Origin of the sequence: Yersinia sp. KBS0713 (assembly GCF_005937895.2) — a bacterium.
GTDB lineage: Bacteria > Pseudomonadota > Gammaproteobacteria > Enterobacterales > Enterobacteriaceae > Yersinia > Yersinia bercovieri.
On record NZ_CP042173.1, the window covers coordinates 619,462 to 640,082 of the forward strand.

The window sequence follows — 20,621 nt, forward strand, 5'->3', positions numbered from 1 at the left end:
ATCAATCCATGGATGCTCTTGGGAACAGTCACCCTATTAGTTTTGGGATTATTGCTACCAATACAGAGTGTGTGGGCGGCAAATGCTGATTTGATGGTCGCGCGTTCTGCTGATGGAGAGAATTGGTCATTGCCTGTGCAGACGTTAGTCTTACTTACGTCTTTAACATTTTTACCTGCTATCTTGCTAATGATGACAGGGTTTACCCGTATTATCATTGTATTAGGATTATTACGTAATGCGCTTGGTACGCCGTCCACCCCCCCTAATCAGGTACTACTGGCATTGGCTCTATTTTTGACTTTCTACGTGATGTCACCTGTTTTTAATCAGATATATAAAGAAGCTTGGCAACCTTTGTCCGAAGACAAAATCTCCATGGAGACTGCGCTGGAAAGAGGTGTTCAGCCTCTGCGGGTATTTATGTTGGAACAGACAAGGGAAAGCGATCTGGCTCTTTATGCGCGTATGGCGAAAGAGGAGAATTTCCAAAGCAAGGACGATGTTCCTTTGCGGGTTTTACTCCCAGCCTTTGTGACCAGCGAACTTAAAACAGGTTTTCAGATTGGTTTCACTGTGTTTATTCCTTTCCTGATCATTGATCTCGTTGTTGCCAGTGTCTTAATGGCGCTGGGTATGATGATGGTTCCTCCTGCAACAATCTCATTACCCTTCAAATTAATGCTGTTCGTTTTGGTTGACGGTTGGCAGCTATTAATGGGTTCCTTAGCACAAAGTTTTTTTAGTTAAACAGGATAAGAAAATGACACCAGAAAGCGTGATGGCGATGGGCTTTCAGGCAATCAAAGTGGGGCTGATGATTGCCGCGCCATTACTATTTGCTGCATTATTTACTGGGCTTATTGTCAGTGTTTTGCAGGCTTCCACACAAATAAATGAAATGACATTGTCATTTATACCCAAAATATTAGTTATCATTGCTGTTGGTGTAATTTTGGGGCCCTGGATGCTGAGTGTCTTTCTTGACTACACACGCACACTCTATAGCAATTTACCCTATGTCATTGGATAACCATGCTGACCTTATCAATAGTCAGTCTCTATTCCATTATTAACCAATTTTTTTGGCCAATGCTGAGAATATTGGCATTGTTCAGTACTGCGCCAATATTCAATGAAAAAGGTATTGATAGAAAAACCAAGGTAGCGCTGGCGGTTATTATCGCTCTATTGATTGGCCCAAATATTCCTAATAGTCATATTGAAATATTTTCCATTTCAGGAATATGGGTAGGTGCGCAACAATTTATCATTGGGGCTGCCATGGGACTGACAGTACAGCTTATATTCGTAGCTGTTCGCAATGCTGGAGAGATTATTGGTATGCAAATGGGCCTATCCTTTGCGACCTTCTATGATCCTGCTGCCGGTGGGAATATGCCGGTCATTTCAAGAATACTTAATCTGTTAGTAACATTGCTATTTCTGACCTTTAACGGGCATTTATGGATGCTAAGTATCTTATCGGATAGCTTTATTGTATTACCCATTAGCGAAAATACCTTGAATCCCGAAAGTTTTATTTACCTTGCGCGAACAGCAGGACTGGTTTTCAGTAGTGGGTTGATGTTAGGTTTGCCAATAATTACGTTGTTGTTATGTCTCAATCTCACATTGGGGTTGCTGAATCGTCTTACGCCTCAGTTATCTATCTTTGTTGTCGGCTTTCCTCTGACGTTGAGTATAGGAATGATGGCTATGTCAATGATTATGTATACATTATCACCATTTTTCGAGAATATGCTGGAAGTAATATTCGGACATTTATCGAAAATAATTCTCTTGTTATCATGAAATACCCATTCATTAAAATATTACCTCTCATTTTAGCGTGAAAATTGTTTGTTGTTTGCTCGATTGTTTTGAGTGAAATAGGTTGTGATAACCAATGAAATCAGTAGAATAGATGCCTATGACCTCTCTTGTTTATCAATAACATCTATTGTTTTAGAGGTGTCATTATATTTTAATTTTGACTCATTAGTTATATTAATAAAGATTAAATCACATCCGGATATCTATATTCAATTAAAGATTTCGCTTATGAAATTATTCTGTTTTTAATATAGATCTTCTGAAAGAGTGGGTTAACTACAGCGAGTTGGTTATTTTCTTTCTGACGCGCATAGAATATCAATTCTATCTTTTTTGATCTAATTTATTGTAAGTGGTAGAGGTTTTATGAATAACATCCTAATATTCAGCAATTGTGACTTAATTAGATATTTTTTCAAAATAAAAGTAGAGAATGCCTTAACGCTTAAGCCAATGAATATAAGCCCAAATGTATTCATTTGTAACTCTCTATCTGATTTTAAACAAAAATTAATAACATTAAATGATATATTCGTTATTTTCGATCCTGATAATTTATCCGGGCATGAGCAAGCTATTTTTTTTGATCTTATTCATGATCACGTAAAGAAAGATAGGTGTCTTATATTCACAAAAGATCCTGATTTATTAGGGTATTACGATATCTTAACTAAAATGTCTTCTTTCGTGTTAAGTAAGGAAACCTCGGAAGAGAAAGTTGAATCTATGTTATACAACATAATTCACAATCCAGCGGTTTTCTTAGAAAAAGACAGCTCAGCAGATTTGCTCAATAGACCGAAAAAATCCATTTTATCCCTACGTGAAAGTCAGGTTTTTCAGTGTCTTATATTAGGTATGTCTAATTTGGATATTGCCAGGTCACTTTACATCAGTCCTAGATCTATGGGAGGGTATCGCTCAAAAATTTTCAAAAAATGTAAGGTGAATAACTTAATTGAACTGTATGAGAGATTTAACTAAGAAATGATTTATTTCGTCTTGTCATCAATAGTGAAAGAGTACGATTAGAATCATGCTATTTAACGATAAATGTGCCCCATGATATTTCATTTATGACCGTTCCCACTTCTTCTGCTTCTCATCCAGTGAAAGGACGTTGTGGTGTCACGGTCAAGTAATCCTGTTCATCGATTATCTTCATTTAGATATATATTCACTCATTGTTATCGCCCACAATATTCTGGTTCCGAGTTTCATCACCGCGATAGTTAACCCTCCCTGATTTCAGACTGCGATAAACCTATTTGTACCGATATTATCCAGATAATTACCTTTGCGACTCATGTTGCCCGTAACATTAATGTTATTCTGGCAGGGCTTCTGTCGGCCAAATAATCTGGCGCCCAGCATGCGTCATGGTCATAACTGTTGGGTAATCACTCTTATATCTGTCCGAATATCGCGTGAATTGACCTTGTGCAGATCTTTTCGATTATATTGAAGTCTTCGACCACAGGGGCTACCGCGACAGCCACCTCTGTGGCTGTCATTCGAATAGGCCATGGCGGGGTGAGACCAGACTGATACTAACTTCAGTACAGAAAGATACCGCTGAACGAGAGTTGTACCCCACTGAGCATCATGCTTCTACTTCCTGAGAAGACACGGTTTTTTGCTGATAGTCTTCATTGTCGATCTGAAACACTGAAACCGTTGCGGATAGTTCTTTAGTCTGGTTGCTCAGCGTTCGGGTGTTGCGAGCAGTCTCTTCTACTAACGAAGCATTTTGTTGTGTCATTGTATCCATCTGGTTAATAGCTACAGCGATTAAATTGACACCCGCACTTTGCTCCTCGGAAGCAATAGAAATTTCCTGCATAATATTGCTAACATTGGTAATGGAACTGACAATGTCACTCATGGTTTCACCCGCATTAGTCACAAGTTGAGAACCACGTGAAATATTATCGATGGCGTCATTTATCAACACACTAATTTCTCTGGCGGAAGTACTACTGCGTGAGGCTAAATTTCTAACTTCGGAGGCTACAACGGCGAATCCTCTGCCTTGCTCGCCTGCCCGTGCGGCTTCAACAGCCGCGTTGAGTGCCAGAATATTGGTTTGGCTGGCAATACCGTCAATGACAGTGGTGATGCCTGCGATTTTTTTCGTGAGCGTCTCAATATCTGCCATAGTCGAGACAACTTTATGCATTATATCAGCGCCATTCTTGGCGGCCAGACTCGCTGTATGTGATAGCTGGTTTGTCTGTTGTGCATTTTGGGCATTGCTGAGGACGGTCGTTTTTATCTCCTCCATGCTGGCTGCTGTTTCCTGAAGTGCGCTAGCCTGTTGTTCAATGCGAGAGGACAGATTAAAGTTAGCGTCGGCAATCTCTGTTGAACCACGAGTAATGATGATAGTGCTTCCCTTGACCGAAGAGATGATCTTTTTCAGAGAGTTTTGCATATCTTCCAAACAAGAAAAGAGGAAACCTATTTCGCTTTTACTTTTATATGAGATGTCAGAATTCAAATCACCTTTGCTTATTTTATCAAAAATATCACAGGCAAGTTTAATTTTTAGTATTATATTTTTATTGAACCATGTTGTCGCTACCACTGTAATTAAAATATAAGAAAGTAACAGTGTAATGGCAATCACATACGATTGTTTTTTAACACTATTGGCACTATGCAAGGTAGACATATAGATATCAGTATTGACTGCTGAAAATTCTGCAATGCTATCATTAACTTGTTGATATGCTTCTCTTAAACTTAAGTCGTTATTGATATTACCAGTGATAAATCCATTTGCTGCATCCTCCATATGATCTAGAATAGCCGTGATGTTTTTATGTAGAACAGCGGTTGTTGCGTCGTAACGACGATCGTTTTCCATTGCTTCGATATAAGAGGCTAGTAACTCCCTTGACGAAGTAGTCAATTCGATAAAGTGTTTAATCTCTTCTTTATCTAATGGGACATTAGTTAAAGAACCTATTACCTGATTATTAAATATTGCTCGTAGACTTGCTAAGTTATAGTGAAGACGGTCGATATCGTCTCTTTGTGACTTTGTTTCTTCTGCAAATAGAGTTTGCTGATAGCCTTGCTGTGATGAATATATATCATGAACGGCAAACAGAACCATCATTATTAACAATAATGACATAATTATCTTAGCAACTTTTAATAAGGGCATATTATTCATAATCTAAATCCAAGTATTAAATATTTGCTTAAATGTTACGTTTTTAGCATCTATTCGTGACATTTTTAATCGCATTTAAATGTAATGAAATTCACATTTGTGATTTTGTTAAATAAATTGGGTTAATGTTGGCAGTTTTAAAGTCACTCAGAACATTACTTTGCTTTTAGCTGCCTAGACTATAAATAAATCGGTATATAAGGAAAAAACATAATAGTGATACTGTATTATATTTGAATTATCCTATCCTAGGGCAAATCCTGGCTGCAGTTAAGACCCGGATTTTGGCATGCTAAAATCCCCTGAAACGGAGGTTGGATGGATGAAATTTTGCGACTCTTCGAAGAAGAAACTTTCTTTGCTTGAAGCAGGCCGCAACAAAAATTGCAATAGTTGCTGCCCTGCTAGGGTTAATGTGTTATCACAAAGTTATTTATAAGTTATCACGAGAACATCGAACATAATTATTATTATGAATATTTTATGTATTCAGAGGATTTATAAGCATCTTAAAGAAATTAATTGGTTCATATGGGTACTTAAGACTTCTCATCTCGGATTGATTTTATTAAGGACTATTTTCTCTTTGGTTTATAAGAATAGTATTAATGCATGAAGATATATAAAGTGCAAAGGAATACCATCCGGCTGGATGCTAAGCCGCTTAGTTTCATTGACTATCTGGTAAATAATATCTTAAGTGGTCAATAGTATTGTATTGATGTCTTTAATTGCTTGTGGTTCAGTGCATGGGACTTTGGGCATGTCAGATAATACGTTAAGGTATCAATAAATACTCAGCGGTTAAGGGGATGGTCCAAAAATCATTGATGATTTTGCTTTACCAACTAAGGGCTGTAAAGAAGGAGGTTAAAATAGCTTTCAATCTCGGTATTGTGACTTCGTTTAGATATCTTTCTGCAACACTTTTGCGACACAGACTACCAAAAACAAAAAAGCCACCTTGTTAAAAGTGGCTTAATTATATGATTTTAAACTAAAATTTGGTGGCCCCTACTGGACTTGAACCAGTGACCAAGCGATTATGAGTCGCGTGCTCTAACCAACTGAGCTAAGGGGCCAAACTTGGACGCTGATTATACGGTAGTTTTTATCCTGCGGTCTAGAGCTGAAGAATCAGGTGCGCGTTTTATGCACAAATATAAGGTTTTTTACGGCGGCAGGGGAAAGCAGTGCTGATTTTCGGTGTAGAAGATGCTGTTTAGGGTCAAAAAAAGAAAACCCCCGGCATGCCGAGGGTTTTTGTTTGCTGATGACTACAACTCGACGATTAATCGTCGAGGAAGCTGCGTAGCACTTCAGAACGGCTTGGATGGCGTAATTTACGTAATGCCTTCGCTTCGATCTGACGAATACGCTCACGGGTTACGTCGAACTGCTTACCCACTTCTTCCAAAGTGTGGTCAGTGTTCATATCGATACCGAAACGCATACGCAGAACTTTCGCTTCACGAGCGGTCAGGCCAGCTAACACGTCGTGAGTGGCAGAACGCAGGCTCTCAGAAGTTGCAGAGTCCAGCGGTAGCTCCAGAGTGGTATCTTCGATGAAATCGCCCAGATGTGAATCTTCATCATCACCAATTGGGGTTTCCATTGAGATTGGCTCTTTCGCAATCTTCAGCACTTTGCGGATCTTGTCTTCCGGCATCAGCATGCGTTCAGCCAGCTCTTCTGGCGTTGGCTCGCGGCCCATCTCTTGCAGCATCTGGCGTGAGATACGATTGAGTTTGTTAATTGTCTCAATCATATGCACCGGGATACGGATGGTGCGTGCCTGATCCGCGATAGAGCGGGTGATTGCCTGACGAATCCACCAAGTCGCATAAGTTGAGAACTTATAACCACGACGGTATTCGAACTTATCTACTGCTTTCATCAAACCGATGTTACCTTCCTGAATTAAATCAAGGAATTGTAGGCCACGGTTGGTGTATTTTTTCGCAATAGAGATAACCAGACGCAGGTTAGCCTCAACCATCTCTTTCTTAGCACGACGCGCTTTCGCTTCACCGATAGACATACGGCGGTTGATGTCTTTCACTTGCTCAATCGTCAGGCCCGTCTCTTCTTCGATCTGGCGTAATTTCTGCAAGCTACGTTGAACATCATCCGAGACATCTTTCAGTTTCTCAGACCATGGTTTACCCATAGCCACTGCCGCCGCAAACCAGGTATCGCTGGTCTCATTGCTGGCAAACAGGGTAACGAAGTTTTTCTTCGGCATTTTGCACTGTTCAACACACAGCTTCATGATGATACGTTCTTGAGTACGAACGCGATCCATCATGGCACGCATGTTATTGACCAGATAGTCGAACTGCTTCGGTACCAGACGGAACTGTTTGAACACCTCAGAAAGGTTCAGAATCTCGGCAGCAGCAATGGCATGGCTACGGCCATTTTTCTTGATTGCCATGCGTGTAGTTTCATACTGCTCACGCAATTCGCTGAACTTCTGACGTGCCAGCTCTGGGTCGATGCTGTTGTCGTCTTCTTCTTCTTCTTCGTCTTCTTCTTCTTTGTCGTCGTCATCCATCTCTTCAGTGGATAATTCAGAGCCTACGTGAGTTGCCGTCGGCGCAATATCTTCTTCGGCATTGGGATCGACAAAACCGTTGATCAGGTCGGATAAACGGGCTTCACCCGCTTCGACACGATCATATTGTTCCAACAAATAAGTAATGGCTTCAGGGTATTCAGCTACCGAGCACTGAACCTGATTGATACCCTCTTCGATACGTTTGGCGATATCAATCTCGCCTTCACGGGTCAATAGCTCAACAGTACCCATTTCGCGCATATACATACGCACCGGGTCGGTTGTACGCCCGATTTCAGATTCAACACTGGACAACACCTGTGCAGCAGCTTCCGCCGCGTCATCGTCGGTATCAGTGGTGTTCTCGGCCAGCATTAAATCATCGGCATCAGGGGCTTCTTCAAGTACCTGTATGCCCATGTCATTAATCATCTGGATGATGTCTTCGATCTGATCGGAATCGACGATATCTTCCGGCAGATGGTCATTGACCTCAGCATAGGTCAGATAGCCTTGCTCCTTACCACGGGTGACAAGTAGCTTCAGCTGTGACTGCGGGTTTTGCTCCATAAGACGGTATCCACACTTCAGAGTATTTGGGTTGGTGTCGGTCGGCGAAACCGCCAACAATAGCATTTGGGGCCTTTTTTTGTCGCCGCTGCCCGCTATGGCGGCATATTGTGGGGAGTCGCCCCCACATTTATCGGCAATTAAGCCGTTGGGTGATTCATTTTTTTCTGGCTAAAGCCAGATTCAAAGACCAAAGCTCTTTACGTTCTTCGGCGTTTAATCCATGTGTCCGGTCACGTGCTATGAGTGTTTCCTGACGTTGCTCCAAAATGGAGTCATACAGGCTCGCTAGCGTATCGACAAAAGTCGGTTCGACCATATCCTCAACAATCATGTGGTTCCATGTTGCGAGAGTTTCAAGCTGTTGGCTGAATTTATTATCACGGTACAGTTCCAATAACTGCCCGGTTGTCAGCCCCGGTTGGGCCAAACAAGTCTCAACCAACTCAATAAATAACGGTAAACCGGCTAACTTGGCTTGTTCAACCCCCTGTAGTGAGGGAATGAGTGTAGCCAGTTGTGGGTTCTGTACCAGTAGCCCTATAAGTATACGCATGGTTGTGCGTTTTAGCTGGGGCGGCTGGTAGGTATTCGTATTATCAGCCTGTTTTGGCATCAGCTTATCAAGCTGGCTGTCATCAAGTAGACCTAACTTATTGCCTAATTGCTGACGCAGGTAAAGGCGTAAGGTTTCACCGGGCACTTGGCTGATTAAAGGTAGTGCCAGCGTGCTTAACTTGGCGCGCCCATCGGGGCTACTTAAATCTACCTGTGGCATCAACGTTTCGAACAAGAAGGTTGAGAGTGGCTGCGCCTCCTCCATCCGCTGTTCAAATGCGTCTTTCCCTTCCTTACGTACCAGAGTGTCCGGGTCTTCGCCATCGGGCAAAAACATAAAGCGTAGCTGACGTCCATCATTTAGATAGGGCAGTGCCGTTTCTAATGCTCGCCAGGCGGCATCTCTACCCGCCCGATCGCCGTCATAACAACAAATTACGTTATCGGTCGCGCGGAATAATAGTTGAATATGTTCCGCGGTCGTCGCTGTTCCCAGCGAGGCAACAGCATAATCAATGCCAAATTGCGCTAGTGCCACCACATCCATATAGCCTTCCACCACGAGTAAACGTGTTGGATTGGGGTGATTCACTTGCGCTTCATACAAGCCGTATAACTGGCGGCCCTTATGAAAGATCTCTGTTTCTGGGGAGTTGAGGTATTTCGGCACTCCGTCGCCCAGAATTCGCCCACCAAAAGCGATAACCCGCCCGCGCTTATCGCGGATAGGGAACATGACGCGCTCACGAAAACGATCGTAAGTCCGCCCTGTATCATTAGTCACCAGCATCCCTGCATCGTTCAGCGCAGTACGGCTCTCGCCATCGCGGCCAAAACGTTTTAAGGCATTGTCCCAACCTGGCGGGGCAAAGCCGATAGCAAAATGTTGGATGATCTCTTCACTCAAACCGCGATGTTTAAGATATTCGCGTGCCTGATTGGCGTTCTGGCCGTTGAGTGATTGTTGATAGAATGCGCTCAGGCTCTCCATCAGTTGATAAAGACTTTGTCGTTGGTGACGTTCGATCTGGGTGGTGCCGGTTCCTGCCTCGTAGGGCACTTCCAGCCCGTGCATGGTAGCCAATTCCTCGATACTCTCGACAAATTCAAGTCGATCATAATTCATCAAGAAATCAACGGCATTACCATGTGCGCCGCAACCGAAACAGTGATAGAACTGCTTTTCGCCGTTAACGGTGAATGAGGGTGTTTTCTCATGATGGAACGGACAGCACGCATGGTAATTTTTGCCTTGCTTCTTCAGCTTAACCCGAGCATCGATAAGATCGACGATGTCGGTGCGAGCTAGCAAGTCATTGATAAATACGCGTGGAATTCGTCCAGCCATAGGCCCCTAGTCGTCAGTCCATAAACGAGAACAAGCCGCGCATTCCTTTCGGAAAGCACGGCCTTCGTATGCAACTACTCGATCTGCGCGTTCTTAGAACATAAAAAACTACGCGGTGGGGTTACCCCCGAAGAATTAATACAGACGAGTGCGGCGTGCGTTTTCGCGAGCTAATTTCTTCGCGTGACGTTTCACAGCTGAAGCTTTAGCGCGTTTACGTTCGGTAGTCGGTTTTTCATAGAACTCACGACGACGAACTTCAGCTAAAACACCTGCTTTTTCGCAAGAGCGTTTGAAACGACGAAGAGCTACGTCGAACGGCTCGTTTTCACGTACTTTAATTACCGGCATGTGCCTCTCACCTCAATAGAAATCGGTTTGCTGCTGGCCAATCGCCAGCCTTCTCAAAATGGTGCGGAATTTTACTTCAATGGATGCTGCTTTGTAAAGCACCACAGCAAATTGAAACAGGCACGCCCCTGTAATGTCGACCCGTCCTTTACAAGAAAGTTGGTGCCTAAGGGTGCGACGGCCGCTGATTATATACTAAACAGGGGCATTGATCGAATTTATCAACACTCTTTTCAAATATGAAAACTATCAACAACATTTGTGTCGTCGGAGACCCAAAATGGGACTTTTGCCCCGCAATTTGGGATCAGAAATCATGACGGGCGTCACTGTTATGCTAAACTATCGGTCGCACGTGAATGATGGGAAATGTAATGCGAGTTTTGGGTATAGAAACGTCCTGCGATGAAACCGGAATTGCAGTGTATGACGATGAAACCGGTCTGTTAGCTAACCAACTGTACAGTCAGGTTAAATTGCATGCTGATTATGGCGGCGTTGTCCCTGAGCTGGCTTCCCGTGATCATGTGCGCAAAACGGTGCCGCTGATTCAGGCGGCATTGAAAGAAGCCAATCTGAGTGCCAAAGAGATCGATGGCGTGGCCTATACCGCCGGTCCGGGCTTGGTTGGCGCATTATTGGTCGGGGCCACAGTAGGCCGTGCATTGGCATTTGCCTGGGGTGTCCCTGCGGTGCCGGTTCATCATATGGAAGGCCACTTACTGGCACCGATGCTGGAAGATAATGCGCCTGAATTTCCTTTTGTCGCGTTACTGGTTTCCGGTGGTCACACCCAATTGATCAGCGTAACTGGTATCGGCGAATATCTGTTGCTGGGCGAATCTGTTGACGATGCCGCCGGTGAAGCTTTCGATAAAACAGCCAAATTATTAGGGCTGGACTATCCCGGTGGGCCGATGCTGTCGCGTATGGCGCAACAAGGCGCTGCGGGGCGATTTACCTTCCCGCGCCCAATGACTGACCGTCCTGGGTTGGATTTCAGTTTTTCTGGTCTGAAAACCTTTGCAGCAAATACGATTCGTGCCAATGGCACTGATGATCAAACTCGTGCCGATATTGCCCGTGCATTTGAAGATGCGGTAGTGGATACGCTGGCGATTAAATCCAAACGTGCGCTGGATCAGACCGGTTTCAAGCGCCTGGTCATCGCTGGTGGTGTTAGTGCTAACCGCACTTTGCGCTCAAAGCTGGCTGAAATGATGAAAAAGCGGGGTGGTGAGGTGTTCTATGCCCGGCCAGAATTTTGCACCGATAATGGGGCGATGATCGCCTATGCGGGTTTGATTCGACTGAAAAGTGGCGCGAGTAGTGAGTTGAGCGTTTCGGTCAGGCCGCGTTGGCCTTTGGCTGAGTTGCCGAAAGTCTGATCAGAAAGTTTGAGTGGGGCTGCGGCTGTGTTGCCGCGCCATCTCGCGATGCTCACATACTGACGTATGCTCCCTCTCTCAACTCCCTGCGCCTTGCCTCGCTCCCGCTCAGTCATTCTGGATTCGGTGGGATGGCGAGGTCATTCGGCAAAACTAATCCTCTTTCTCTTCCAACTCTGCGGCCTCTTCGGCGGCGGTTTTCTGTTTTTTCTTTCTGAGTTTGTCCCAGATTTTACTCTCTTTTCCGCGCCATAAACGTTGAATATTATCGTGGTGGCGCATTAGGATCAGGCAGGAGAGCATGGCGACAGGGAAGGTGAATTGCGGTTTAAACCACCAGACGTAGAAGGGGGCTATCAGGGCGCTGATAATGGCCCCTAAAGATGAATAGCCGCTCAGCAATACCGTCAACAACCAAGTGCCGGTCATCAGGCCAGTGAGATCCCAGCCGATGGGCGCGATAGCACCGAATGCTGTGGCAACACCCTTGCCACCTTTAAAGTGGAAAAATACCGGATAAATGTGGCCGAGGCAGGCGGCAATAGCGGTCAGGCCAAGATAGAGTGGCGAAACATGCAGCAGATAAGCTATCCAAACTGGCAACATGCCTTTCAGCACATCAAAAATCAGGACGGTTGCGGCAGCAGCGCGGCCACCAATGCGCAGTACATTGGTGGCACCGGGATTACCGGAACCATGCACACGCGGATCTGGCAGCTTGGCAACCCGGCAGACCAAGATCGCACTGGAAATAGAGCCACACAAATACGCGAAGATAATCATGCCAAGCGCGATAGCACTCATAACACCGCCCTGTTGAATAATGATCGTTTTAATCCCCACATCAGTGGATAATACGCATATTCGGCTGGAAGTGGTATCCGGCGAGCACAAAAACAGAGAGTGGCGTGATGGATATCGTATTTATTGAAGAACTCAGCGTCATAACCACCATCGGTGTTTATGACTGGGAGCAGACCATTCAGCAAAAGCTGGTGTTCGATATCGAAATGGGCTGGGATAATCGCAAAGCTGCCGTCAGTGATGATGTGAATGATTGCCTGAGTTATGCCGATATCAGTGATAGCGTCATAAAACATGTGGAATTGCAACGTTTTGCCTTGGTCGAACGGGTAGCTGAAGAGGTTGCCGAACTGCTGCTACAGCGCTTTAAGTCGCCTTGGGTGCGAATTAAGGTCAGCAAACCGGGGGCAGTGGCTCAAGCCAGAAATGTCGGCGTGGTGATCGAGCGTGGCCAACGTCCTGACTGAGTGATGGACTATTTTTTCGCCGGGATGACATAAAAGTGCAACGCTGCATCGATAATGTGGTCTGATTGCATTGGATAGCGTGATAAGTTAATTAAATATTAAATTTGAACGGCACTGTTTTGTTAACCATATCGTTTTGTTAATCCTATGGTTTTCAATATTGCCGTTTTTTTGGTTTCTATAATATGGCATTGGGTATCGTTGATGACGGATATGTATTCGCTGTTTGTGGCTTTTGTTCTGGGTGTAGTAGAAGGGCTGACCGAGTTTCTGCCGGTTTCATCTACCGGGCATATGATTATTGTCGGCGAGTTACTGGGCTTTACTGGTGACAAAGCCAAGACCTTTGAAGTCATTATTCAGCTAGGGTCGATTCTGGCCGTGGTAGTGGTGTTCTGGCGGCGGTTGTTTGGCCTGATTGGCATCCATTTTGGCGCTGTACCTCATGAGGGGAAAACCAGCGGCCATCTGACCTTAGGCCATATTTTACTGGCGATGCTGCCCGCTGTGGGGCTAGGATTGGTATTCCACAATGTCATCAAGTCGCTATTTAACCCGCACAGTGTCATGTATGCCTTGGTTGCCGGTGGCTTGCTGCTATTGGCCGCTGAGTGGTTCAAACCTAAAAATGCGAAAGCCGTCGGGCTGGATGACATCACCTATCGCCAGGCTTTTGCCATCGGTTGCTTCCAGTGTCTGGCACTGTGGCCGGGGTTCTCCCGTTCTGGTGCTACCATCTCTGGCGGGATGCTGGTCGGCGTTAATCGCTATGCCGCCTCTGAGTTCTCCTTTATTTTGGCGGTGCCGATGATGATGGGGGCCAGCGGGCTGGATTTATATAAGAGTCTGCACTTCCTGACACTGGGTGATTTGCCGATGTTTGCCGTCGGATTCATCACCGCATTTATTGTCGCGCTGATTGCTATCAAAACCTTCCTGTCACTGATTAAACGCATCTCCTTTGTACCTTTTGCCATCTATCGCTTTGTGGTCGCCGCTGCGGTGTACTGGGTCTTTATGTAACCGCGTGATGAGTTTGAAGCATAAAAAAGCCCTGATTAATCAGGGCTTTTTGTTTGATGGCGGTCAGAGTTTATTCTGGCGCAATTTCCTGAGCTTGCTTCCATTGCGCCAACGCCTGTTGACGGCGGCGTTTCAGTTCGTCACGAATCGCCAACCCTTGTAGCCCGCTGGCGACCACTTCCTGCACCGATACGCCATTGGCAATCTGGAATGCAGCTCGCAGATAATCCCCTTGTGGGTAGGGATTATCTTCAAATCCAGTGCGACCACGGGCATCCGCCTCGCTGGTCATGATCATCTGCTCAAGGCGCTCTGGCTTGCGCCAAACATCAATCGCATCAAATAATTTGAGCAGAGTTTCAGGGCGAAGCTTATTCACTGTATGGATGAGATCATGGTACTCCGCCACCAGTTTTGCCAAATCACGCACCGGATTAGGCACGCGTAAACGCTGACACAACTGCTCAACCAATTTGACGCCCGCGGGGCCATGTCCATGGTGATGTGGCCAAAACTCTTTTGGCGTCAGACCCTTGCCTAAATCATGGCAAAGGGCGGCGAAGCGAATATCAACCTCAGGAGTGAGTTGAGCGGCGATAGCCAGCGTCATCAGGGTATGGATACCGGTATCAATTTCCGGGTGCCATTTTTCCGGCGCAGGAACACCAAATAAGCGGTTAATTTCAGGGAACAGCACCGCCAATGCACCGCAATCGCGCAGCACCTGAAAATAGATCTGTGGGTTTTGTGTTTTCAGCGCTTTCTCGGTCTCTTTCCAGACCCGTTCTGGCGTTAGAGCAGACAGCTCGCCACTTTGTGCCATTGCCGCCATCAATGATTGAGTCTCAGGGGCGACAGTAAAGCCCAAGTGAGCAAAGCGGGCAGCGAAACGGGCAACCCGCAGGACACGCAGTGGATCTTCGCCAAATGCCTCGGAGACGTGGCGTAACAGCCTATTTTCTAAATCTTGTCTGCCGTGATAGGGGTCGATTAACTCACCGTTATCACGGCGGGCAATGGCATTAATGGTTAGATCGCGGCGCAGTAAATCCTCTTCCAGCGTCACATCAGGAGCGGCATAGCAGGTAAAACCAGTGTAACCCTGGCCTGATTTACGTTCGGTGCGGGCCAGCGCATACTCTTCATGGCTGACTGGATGAAGGAAAACCGGAAAATCTTTGCCCACCTGTTGGTAGCCCTGTGCCAGCAGCTGTTCCGGCGCCGCGCCCACCACCACCCAATCCCGCTCGGTCACCGGTAGGCCTAATAAGTTGTCGCGGACGGCACCGCCGACCAAATAGATTTCCATGTAAACCCTTCGTTGTTGACGTTACAGCGGATATCAGTTCATCCAACGATTATTCTTTTTACGACTTGGGATCAGATGCGGCAGCACCAGGCCCAGCAATAAGCCAATCCCCGCGACACCGCCACCATACATAAACCACTGTAGGATGATGGTGCGCTGCTTATCATCCAATTGCAGATTGACTGCGCTGACCTTCTTCTGAGCAACCACTAACTGGTTTTTCAGTGATTCATTCTCTTTTTGCAGTTCGGAGATGACGCTATCACTGGCAGCGACTTTCTGCTGCATCTCTGCGGTGCGCTGATTCCAGCTATTATCAATATTAGCCAGTTTATCAGTCAGTGTTTTGACCTGCTGTTCAAGGTCTGGCACCCGAATACGTAGGCTTGGTGTTTCACTCAACTGATTCAGTGGGATCCAAGTGGTTTTACCCTTACTGTCGCGGATTTGGCCATAATTTGTGCCTTCATCAACGCTTATCAGGGTGACTTCATCCCCACCTTTTAGCGTGCCAACAATGCGGTATTGATTACCGGGGCCACTATGAACGTAGGTATCCAGCTCATCAGAGATGTAACGTTTTTCTTCAGCGTGCGCGCCCCAAGAGAGAGTGAGACTTAGCACCGCGAGACAAATTAGGCGTATTTTCTGCATTAGAGAGTCATTTATGAGTGAATTTATGGAACGATAGTAGTGTGTTCAGTTTGCCGACGCAACGCATAAACCGGAATGAGAACTATCTTACTCTCATAGCCAGCGCGGCCTGGGCCACTTTATTGGCTATTTTTACCGCAGTGAAAATTTGTATTATGAAGCCTTAGGGCAGATTGGCTAAAACAGGTTAAAATAGGCTTTGACTTGGGGCTGCCGAGCGGTTTTTTGTGTAAAACAGGCAAATCACCGTGAAAAAGGCATAATGCCCGTAATCTCGCAACATACCGGTGTGAATGAAATTATGACCGTTGAAATAGAACTAAAATTTATTGCTACGCCTGCGGCCATCGCGGCGTTGCCGGAGCGGCTCACATCCTGGCAGAGACAGCATTCAGCGCCGCAAACACTGGCGAACATCTATTTTGAGACCGCAGATAACCGCCTGCGCCAGCATGATATTGGCCTGCGTATTCGTGGTTATGATGGTCGTTATGAAATGACAGTGAAGAGTGGCGGCAAAGTGGTCGGCGGTTTACATCAACGGCCTGAATACAATGTCGATATTGATAGCGACAAACTCGATCTGGCGCGTTTTCCGGCAGATATCTGGCCAGAAGGGTGGTCGGTTGAGGCGCTGCAAGCTGAGTTACAACCGCTGTTTCGCACTGATTTTACCCGTGAGAAGTGGGCAATCACTTACGGTGAGAGCGAGATAGAGCTTGCTCTTGATCAAGGATCGATTAGTGCTGGTGAGCTGTCGGAGCCATTGAGCGAAATTGAGCTTGAGCTGAAACAAGGTAATCAGGCTGATTTACTGGCACTGGCCACTGAATTGGCGCAAATCGGCGGTTTACGTCAGGGCAGTCTGAGTAAAGCGGCGCGCGGCTACCACCTGGCACAAGGCAATCCTCCTCGCGAACTGCGGCCATTGCTGGTTCTGCAACCAGCGCCAAAATCGACTGTCGAGCAGGGAATGGTGGCCGGGCTGGAGATGGCGCTGGATCACTGGCAATACCATGAAGAGCTGTGGTTAGGTGGCGAATCAGCGGCTAAGGCGATGATTATTGAAGCATTAGCTATGGTGCGTCAGACTCTGGCGATTTTCGGTGGATTAGTGCCGCGCAAAGCCAGCACCGAACTGCGGGCGCTGTTGATTGCGCTAGAGCCACAGCTAGAACCGAAAAACGTGAAGGCGGAGCAGCTCTGTTATAGCACCGATTATCTGAAATGTAAGTTAGCGCTCACATCGTGGCTAGTCACTGCGGGCTGGCGGCCATTTATGGATGCCAAGGCGCAAGCGAAGTTCGATGGCTCATTTAAGCGCTTCTGCGACATCATGCTGAGCCGCAGTGCCGCCGATCTGAAAGAGGCATTTGCTCACCATATGGATGACGACGGCTATCTGGCCCAACTCCCCCGTTTGAATCGGCAGATTATGACCTTCCAGCTGCTCTCTGGTTTCTATCCACAGAGTGAATGGCACCCATATATTGATGGCTGGTTTGGTTTGCAGCTGGCAATTATGGAGCGTCAAGGCCATTGGCGCGATACCGCCCGTAAAGAAGCATTGGCGCAGGCAGCCTTTTGGCTGAACGGTGCTGTCCGTTAGTCGAACATATACCCTAACTCATTGAAGTTGCAGGCAGGTGATAAGTAAACGCCGCTGCGACTTCAAGTTCGATGGGTATCCAAGGAATTCGCTATGTTGCCACTCCCCCCGGAATTACAGATTCAGGCGCAGAATGTACAGCAGCGCTTTCATGAGTTACCGACGCCGCTGAGCTTAGGTGATGAAGAGATCGCCGTATTGGTGTTGAGTGATTTTGTCAGTGACATGCTCCTGATTCACCCTGAATGGCTGGCGGAGTTGCATCAACAGCCGCCGCAACCGCAGGAGTGGCAACTTTATCCGCAGTGGCTCAGCCAGGCGCTGGCCGAGGTGCAGGATGAAGCTGCGCTGTTAGCCGCTTTGCGGCTGTTTCGCCGCCGGATTATGGTACGTATCGCCTGGTCACAGGCACTGCAAAGCAGTGCCACGACTGACACCTTGCAGCAACTCAGTTGGTTGGCTGAAACCCTGATTATCGCGGCCCGCGACTGGCTCTATCAGGTATGTTGTCGTGAGTTCGGCACACCCTGCAATGGCGAAGGTGTAGCGCAGCCGCTGCTGATTTTGGGCATGGGCAAGTTAGGCGGCGGTGAGCTGAATTTCTCCTCTGATATCGATCTTATTTTTGCTTATCCAGAGAGTGGTCAAACGCAGGGGGGGCGGCGGCAGTTGGACAATGCCCAGTTCTTTACCCGCCTGGGCCAACGGCTGATCAAGGCGCTCGATCAGCAAACCATTGACGGCTTTGTCTATCGGGTGGATATGCGTCTGCGCCCGTTTGGCGATAGCGGCCCCCTGGTGTTGAGCTTTGCGGCGCTGGAAGATTATTACCAGGAACAGGGCCGTGACTGGGAGCGCTATGCGATGGTTAAAGCGCGTCTGATGGGCGGCGCTGAAGACCACTACAGTAAGGAGCTGCGCCAGACCCTGCGGCCTTTCGTCTTCCGCCGCTATATTGATTTCAGCGTGATTCAATCACTGCGCAACATGAAGGGGATGATCGCCCGTGAAGTGCGCCGACGTGGCCTGAAAGACAATATCAAGCTGGGCGCGGGCGGTATTCGTGAGATTGAGTTTATTACGCAGGTGTTTCAGCTGATTCGTGGTGGCCGCGAACCGCGCCTACAAGAGCGGGCTTTGCTGCCCACCTTGCAGGCGGTGGCGGAGTTGGGCTTATTACCGGAGCCGCAAGTGGCGGATCTCATTGGCAGCTATCTGTTTTTGCGCCGCCTGGAAAATCTGCTGCAAGCCATTGCTGATGAGCAAACTCAGACCTTACCCGGTGATGCGCTCAATCAGGCCCGATTGGCTTGGGGCATGGGGTATGGGGATTGGGCCGCCATGAGTGCGGCGCTGGAACAGCATATGCAAGCGGTGCGTGGGGTGTTTGATGACCTGATTGGCGACGATACCCCCGATATTGGCGAAGATCCCAGCCATGGGCTGTACAAAAGTTTATGGCAGGATGCGCTGGAAGAGTGTGATTTAGCTCCACTGACACCGCATTTAGACCAGGCCGCGCGCCGCCAATTACTGAACACTATCAATGAGTTCCGCCACGATATGGATAAACGCACCATTGGCCCCCGTGGCCGTGAGGTGCTGGATCAACTGATGCCGCGGCTGTTCGCTGAGGTCTGTCCGCGTCCTGATGCTAATGTTGCGCTTAGCCGGCTGATTCAACTGCTGCTGAGCATCGTTACCCGCACCACTTATCTGGAATTGCTGGTGGAGTACCATGCGGCGCTAAAACACGTTATCCGTCTCTGTTCGGCCTCGCCGATGGTGGCTAGCCAGTTAGCTCGCTACCCATTGCTGCTGGATGAATTACTCGATCCACAATCCTTCTATCAGCCGCTGGAACCCGGTGCTTACCGCGATGAGTTGCGCCAATATTTGCTGCGAGTGCCGGAAGATGACGAAGAGCAGCAGTTGGAGGCGTTGCGCCAGTTTAAGCAGGCGCAGCAATTACGCATTGCCGCCGGTGATATCACTGAGGCGCTGCCAGTTATGAAAGTGAGCGATCACTTAACCTATCTGGCAGAGGCCATTATTGATGCGGTTATCCAGCAAGCCTGGAACCAGATGGTGGCTCGCTATGGTCAGCCGAGCCATTTGCAGCAGCGCGAAGGCCGTGGTTTCGCGGTGATTGGCTATGGCAAGCTGGGGGGATGGGAGCTGGGTTACAGCTCAGATCTCGATTTAGTATTCTTGCTCGACTGCCCGCTAGAGGTAATGACCGACGGCGAGCGCAGCATTGATGGCCGCCAGTTCTATCTACGTTTGGCCCAGCGAGTCATGCACCTATTCAGCACCCGCACCTCGTCAGGTATTTTGTATGAGGTCGATGCCCGGCTGCGGCCATCCGGTGAAGCTGGCATGTTGGTCAGCACCGTCGAGGCTTTCGCTGATTATCAGCAAAATGAGGCCTGGACTTGGGAGCATCAGGCGCTGGTTCGCGCCCGTATTGTCTATGGCGATCCGGCGCTGCATCAGCAGTTTGACGCCATTCGCCAGCAAATTTTATGCCGCCACCGTGATGCCCCGCAATTGCAGCAGGAAGTGCGCGAAATGCGCGAGAAAATGCGCAATCATTTGGGCAGCAAACAGCGCGATATCTTTGATATCAAAACGGACGAAGGTGGGATCACTGATATTGAGTTTATCGCGCAATATCTGGTGCTGCGTTATGCCGCCAGTGAGCCGCGCTTGACTCGTTGGTCAGATAATGTGCGCATTTTTGAGCTGATGGCGAATAACGATATTATGCCGCTGGATGAGGCTGCCGCACTGACCCGTGCTTATGTCACCATGCGCGATGAGATCCACCATCTGGCGTTGCAGGAGCAATCCAGCAAGGTGGCCGCCGATAGCTTTATCGTCGAGAGAGCACAGGTGGTCGCTAGTTGGCATAAATGGCTGATATCAACGCCAACTGATGCATAGGTTGCGGTTATTAATGG

Annotated in this window: 16 protein-coding genes and 1 tRNA gene; 9 read left to right on the forward strand and 8 right to left on the reverse strand. The window is 47.4% G+C overall.

Going from position 1 to position 20,621, the window contains the following annotated elements; translation table 11 throughout:
- Positions 1-93 precede the first annotated feature (93 nt).
- From fliP to FFE93_RS02960, 4 genes are all read left to right on the forward strand, one after another.
- Complete coding sequence (gene fliP / locus FFE93_RS02945) at positions 94-750, forward strand: flagellar type III secretion system pore protein FliP (protein ID WP_072083905.1); 657 nt, start codon at positions 94-96, stop codon at positions 748-750.
- Positions 751-763: 13 nt separating this feature from the next.
- On the forward strand, positions 764-1,033 hold the full coding sequence (gene fliQ / locus FFE93_RS02950; RefSeq protein ID WP_138774752.1) for a flagellar biosynthesis protein FliQ: 270 nt from the start codon (positions 764-766) through the stop codon (positions 1,031-1,033).
- 2 nt (positions 1,034-1,035) lie between these two features.
- The gene (gene fliR / locus FFE93_RS02955) at positions 1,036-1,815 is read left to right on the forward strand and encodes a flagellar biosynthetic protein FliR (RefSeq protein WP_005271050.1); all 780 of its coding nucleotides are present in this window, start codon (positions 1,036-1,038) and stop codon (positions 1,813-1,815) included.
- 387 nt (positions 1,816-2,202) lie between these two features.
- Positions 2,203-2,820, forward strand: a complete 618-nt coding sequence (locus tag FFE93_RS02960; RefSeq protein WP_054872741.1) for a response regulator transcription factor — start codon at positions 2,203-2,205, stop codon at positions 2,818-2,820.
- A 619-nt stretch (positions 2,821-3,439) separates the two neighbouring features.
- Here FFE93_RS02960 and FFE93_RS02965 read toward each other — a convergent pair.
- From FFE93_RS02965 to rpsU, 5 genes are all read right to left on the reverse strand, one after another.
- Positions 3,440-5,017, reverse strand: a complete 1,578-nt coding sequence (locus tag FFE93_RS02965; RefSeq protein ID WP_186367689.1) for a methyl-accepting chemotaxis protein — start codon at positions 5,015-5,017, stop codon at positions 3,440-3,442.
- Positions 5,018-6,022: 1,005 nt separating this feature from the next.
- Positions 6,023-6,099, reverse strand: a tRNA-Ile gene (locus FFE93_RS02970).
- Between the two features lie 209 nt (positions 6,100-6,308).
- A complete protein-coding gene (gene rpoD, locus FFE93_RS02975; protein ID WP_049602670.1) occupies positions 6,309-8,147 on the reverse strand; it encodes an RNA polymerase sigma factor RpoD in 1,839 nt (612 codons plus the stop codon).
- 157 nt (positions 8,148-8,304) lie between these two features.
- Positions 8,305-10,053, reverse strand: coding sequence for a DNA primase (dnaG, locus tag FFE93_RS02980; RefSeq protein WP_005271058.1), 1,749 nt, complete (start codon positions 10,051-10,053; stop codon positions 8,305-8,307).
- A gap of 135 nt (positions 10,054-10,188) precedes the next feature.
- Positions 10,189-10,404: a 30S ribosomal protein S21 gene (rpsU, locus tag FFE93_RS02985; RefSeq protein ID WP_001144069.1), complete on the reverse strand. Its 216-nt coding sequence runs from the start codon at positions 10,402-10,404 to the stop codon at positions 10,189-10,191.
- 374 nt (positions 10,405-10,778) lie between these two features.
- On the opposite strand from rpsU, the gene tsaD reads away from it, so the two are divergent.
- Complete coding sequence (gene tsaD / locus FFE93_RS02990; protein WP_032896499.1) at positions 10,779-11,792, forward strand: tRNA (adenosine(37)-N6)-threonylcarbamoyltransferase complex transferase subunit TsaD; 1,014 nt, start codon at positions 10,779-10,781, stop codon at positions 11,790-11,792.
- A 153-nt stretch (positions 11,793-11,945) separates the two neighbouring features.
- Here the strand turns inward: tsaD and plsY are convergent, their stop codons facing one another.
- Positions 11,946-12,596 carry a glycerol-3-phosphate 1-O-acyltransferase PlsY gene (plsY, locus tag FFE93_RS02995; protein WP_032896502.1) on the reverse strand — a complete coding sequence of 217 codons (651 nt, stop codon included), beginning with the start codon at positions 12,594-12,596 and terminating at the stop codon, positions 11,946-11,948.
- A 107-nt stretch (positions 12,597-12,703) separates the two neighbouring features.
- Here plsY and folB point away from each other — a divergent pair, with 107 nt between their 5' ends.
- Together folB and bacA are read left to right on the forward strand one after the other, a co-directional pair.
- Positions 12,704-13,063 carry a bifunctional dihydroneopterin aldolase/7,8-dihydroneopterin epimerase gene (gene folB / locus FFE93_RS03000; protein ID WP_005271061.1) on the forward strand — a complete coding sequence of 120 codons (360 nt, stop codon included), beginning with the start codon at positions 12,704-12,706 and terminating at the stop codon, positions 13,061-13,063.
- A 204-nt stretch (positions 13,064-13,267) separates the two neighbouring features.
- Positions 13,268-14,086 carry an undecaprenyl-diphosphate phosphatase gene (gene bacA / locus FFE93_RS03005; protein WP_049602672.1) on the forward strand — a complete coding sequence of 273 codons (819 nt, stop codon included), beginning with the start codon at positions 13,268-13,270 and terminating at the stop codon, positions 14,084-14,086.
- Between the two features lie 70 nt (positions 14,087-14,156).
- Here the strand turns inward: bacA and FFE93_RS03010 are convergent, their stop codons facing one another.
- A complete protein-coding gene (locus tag FFE93_RS03010) occupies positions 14,157-15,395 on the reverse strand; it encodes a multifunctional CCA addition/repair protein (protein WP_049602673.1) in 1,239 nt (412 codons plus the stop codon).
- Between the two features lie 33 nt (positions 15,396-15,428).
- The gene (locus FFE93_RS03015) at positions 15,429-16,049 is read right to left on the reverse strand and encodes a TIGR04211 family SH3 domain-containing protein (RefSeq protein ID WP_005271065.1); all 621 of its coding nucleotides are present in this window, start codon (positions 16,047-16,049) and stop codon (positions 15,429-15,431) included.
- A 301-nt stretch (positions 16,050-16,350) separates the two neighbouring features.
- Here FFE93_RS03015 and FFE93_RS03020 point away from each other — a divergent pair, with 301 nt between their 5' ends.
- The gene (locus FFE93_RS03020) at positions 16,351-17,658 is read left to right on the forward strand and encodes an inorganic triphosphatase (protein WP_138775193.1); all 1,308 of its coding nucleotides are present in this window, start codon (positions 16,351-16,353) and stop codon (positions 17,656-17,658) included.
- 93 nt (positions 17,659-17,751) lie between these two features.
- Positions 17,752-20,604 carry a bifunctional [glutamate--ammonia ligase]-adenylyl-L-tyrosine phosphorylase/[glutamate--ammonia-ligase] adenylyltransferase gene (gene glnE, locus FFE93_RS03025; protein WP_138774753.1) on the forward strand — a complete coding sequence of 951 codons (2,853 nt, stop codon included), beginning with the start codon at positions 17,752-17,754 and terminating at the stop codon, positions 20,602-20,604.
- Positions 20,605-20,621: the final 17 nt, after the last annotated feature.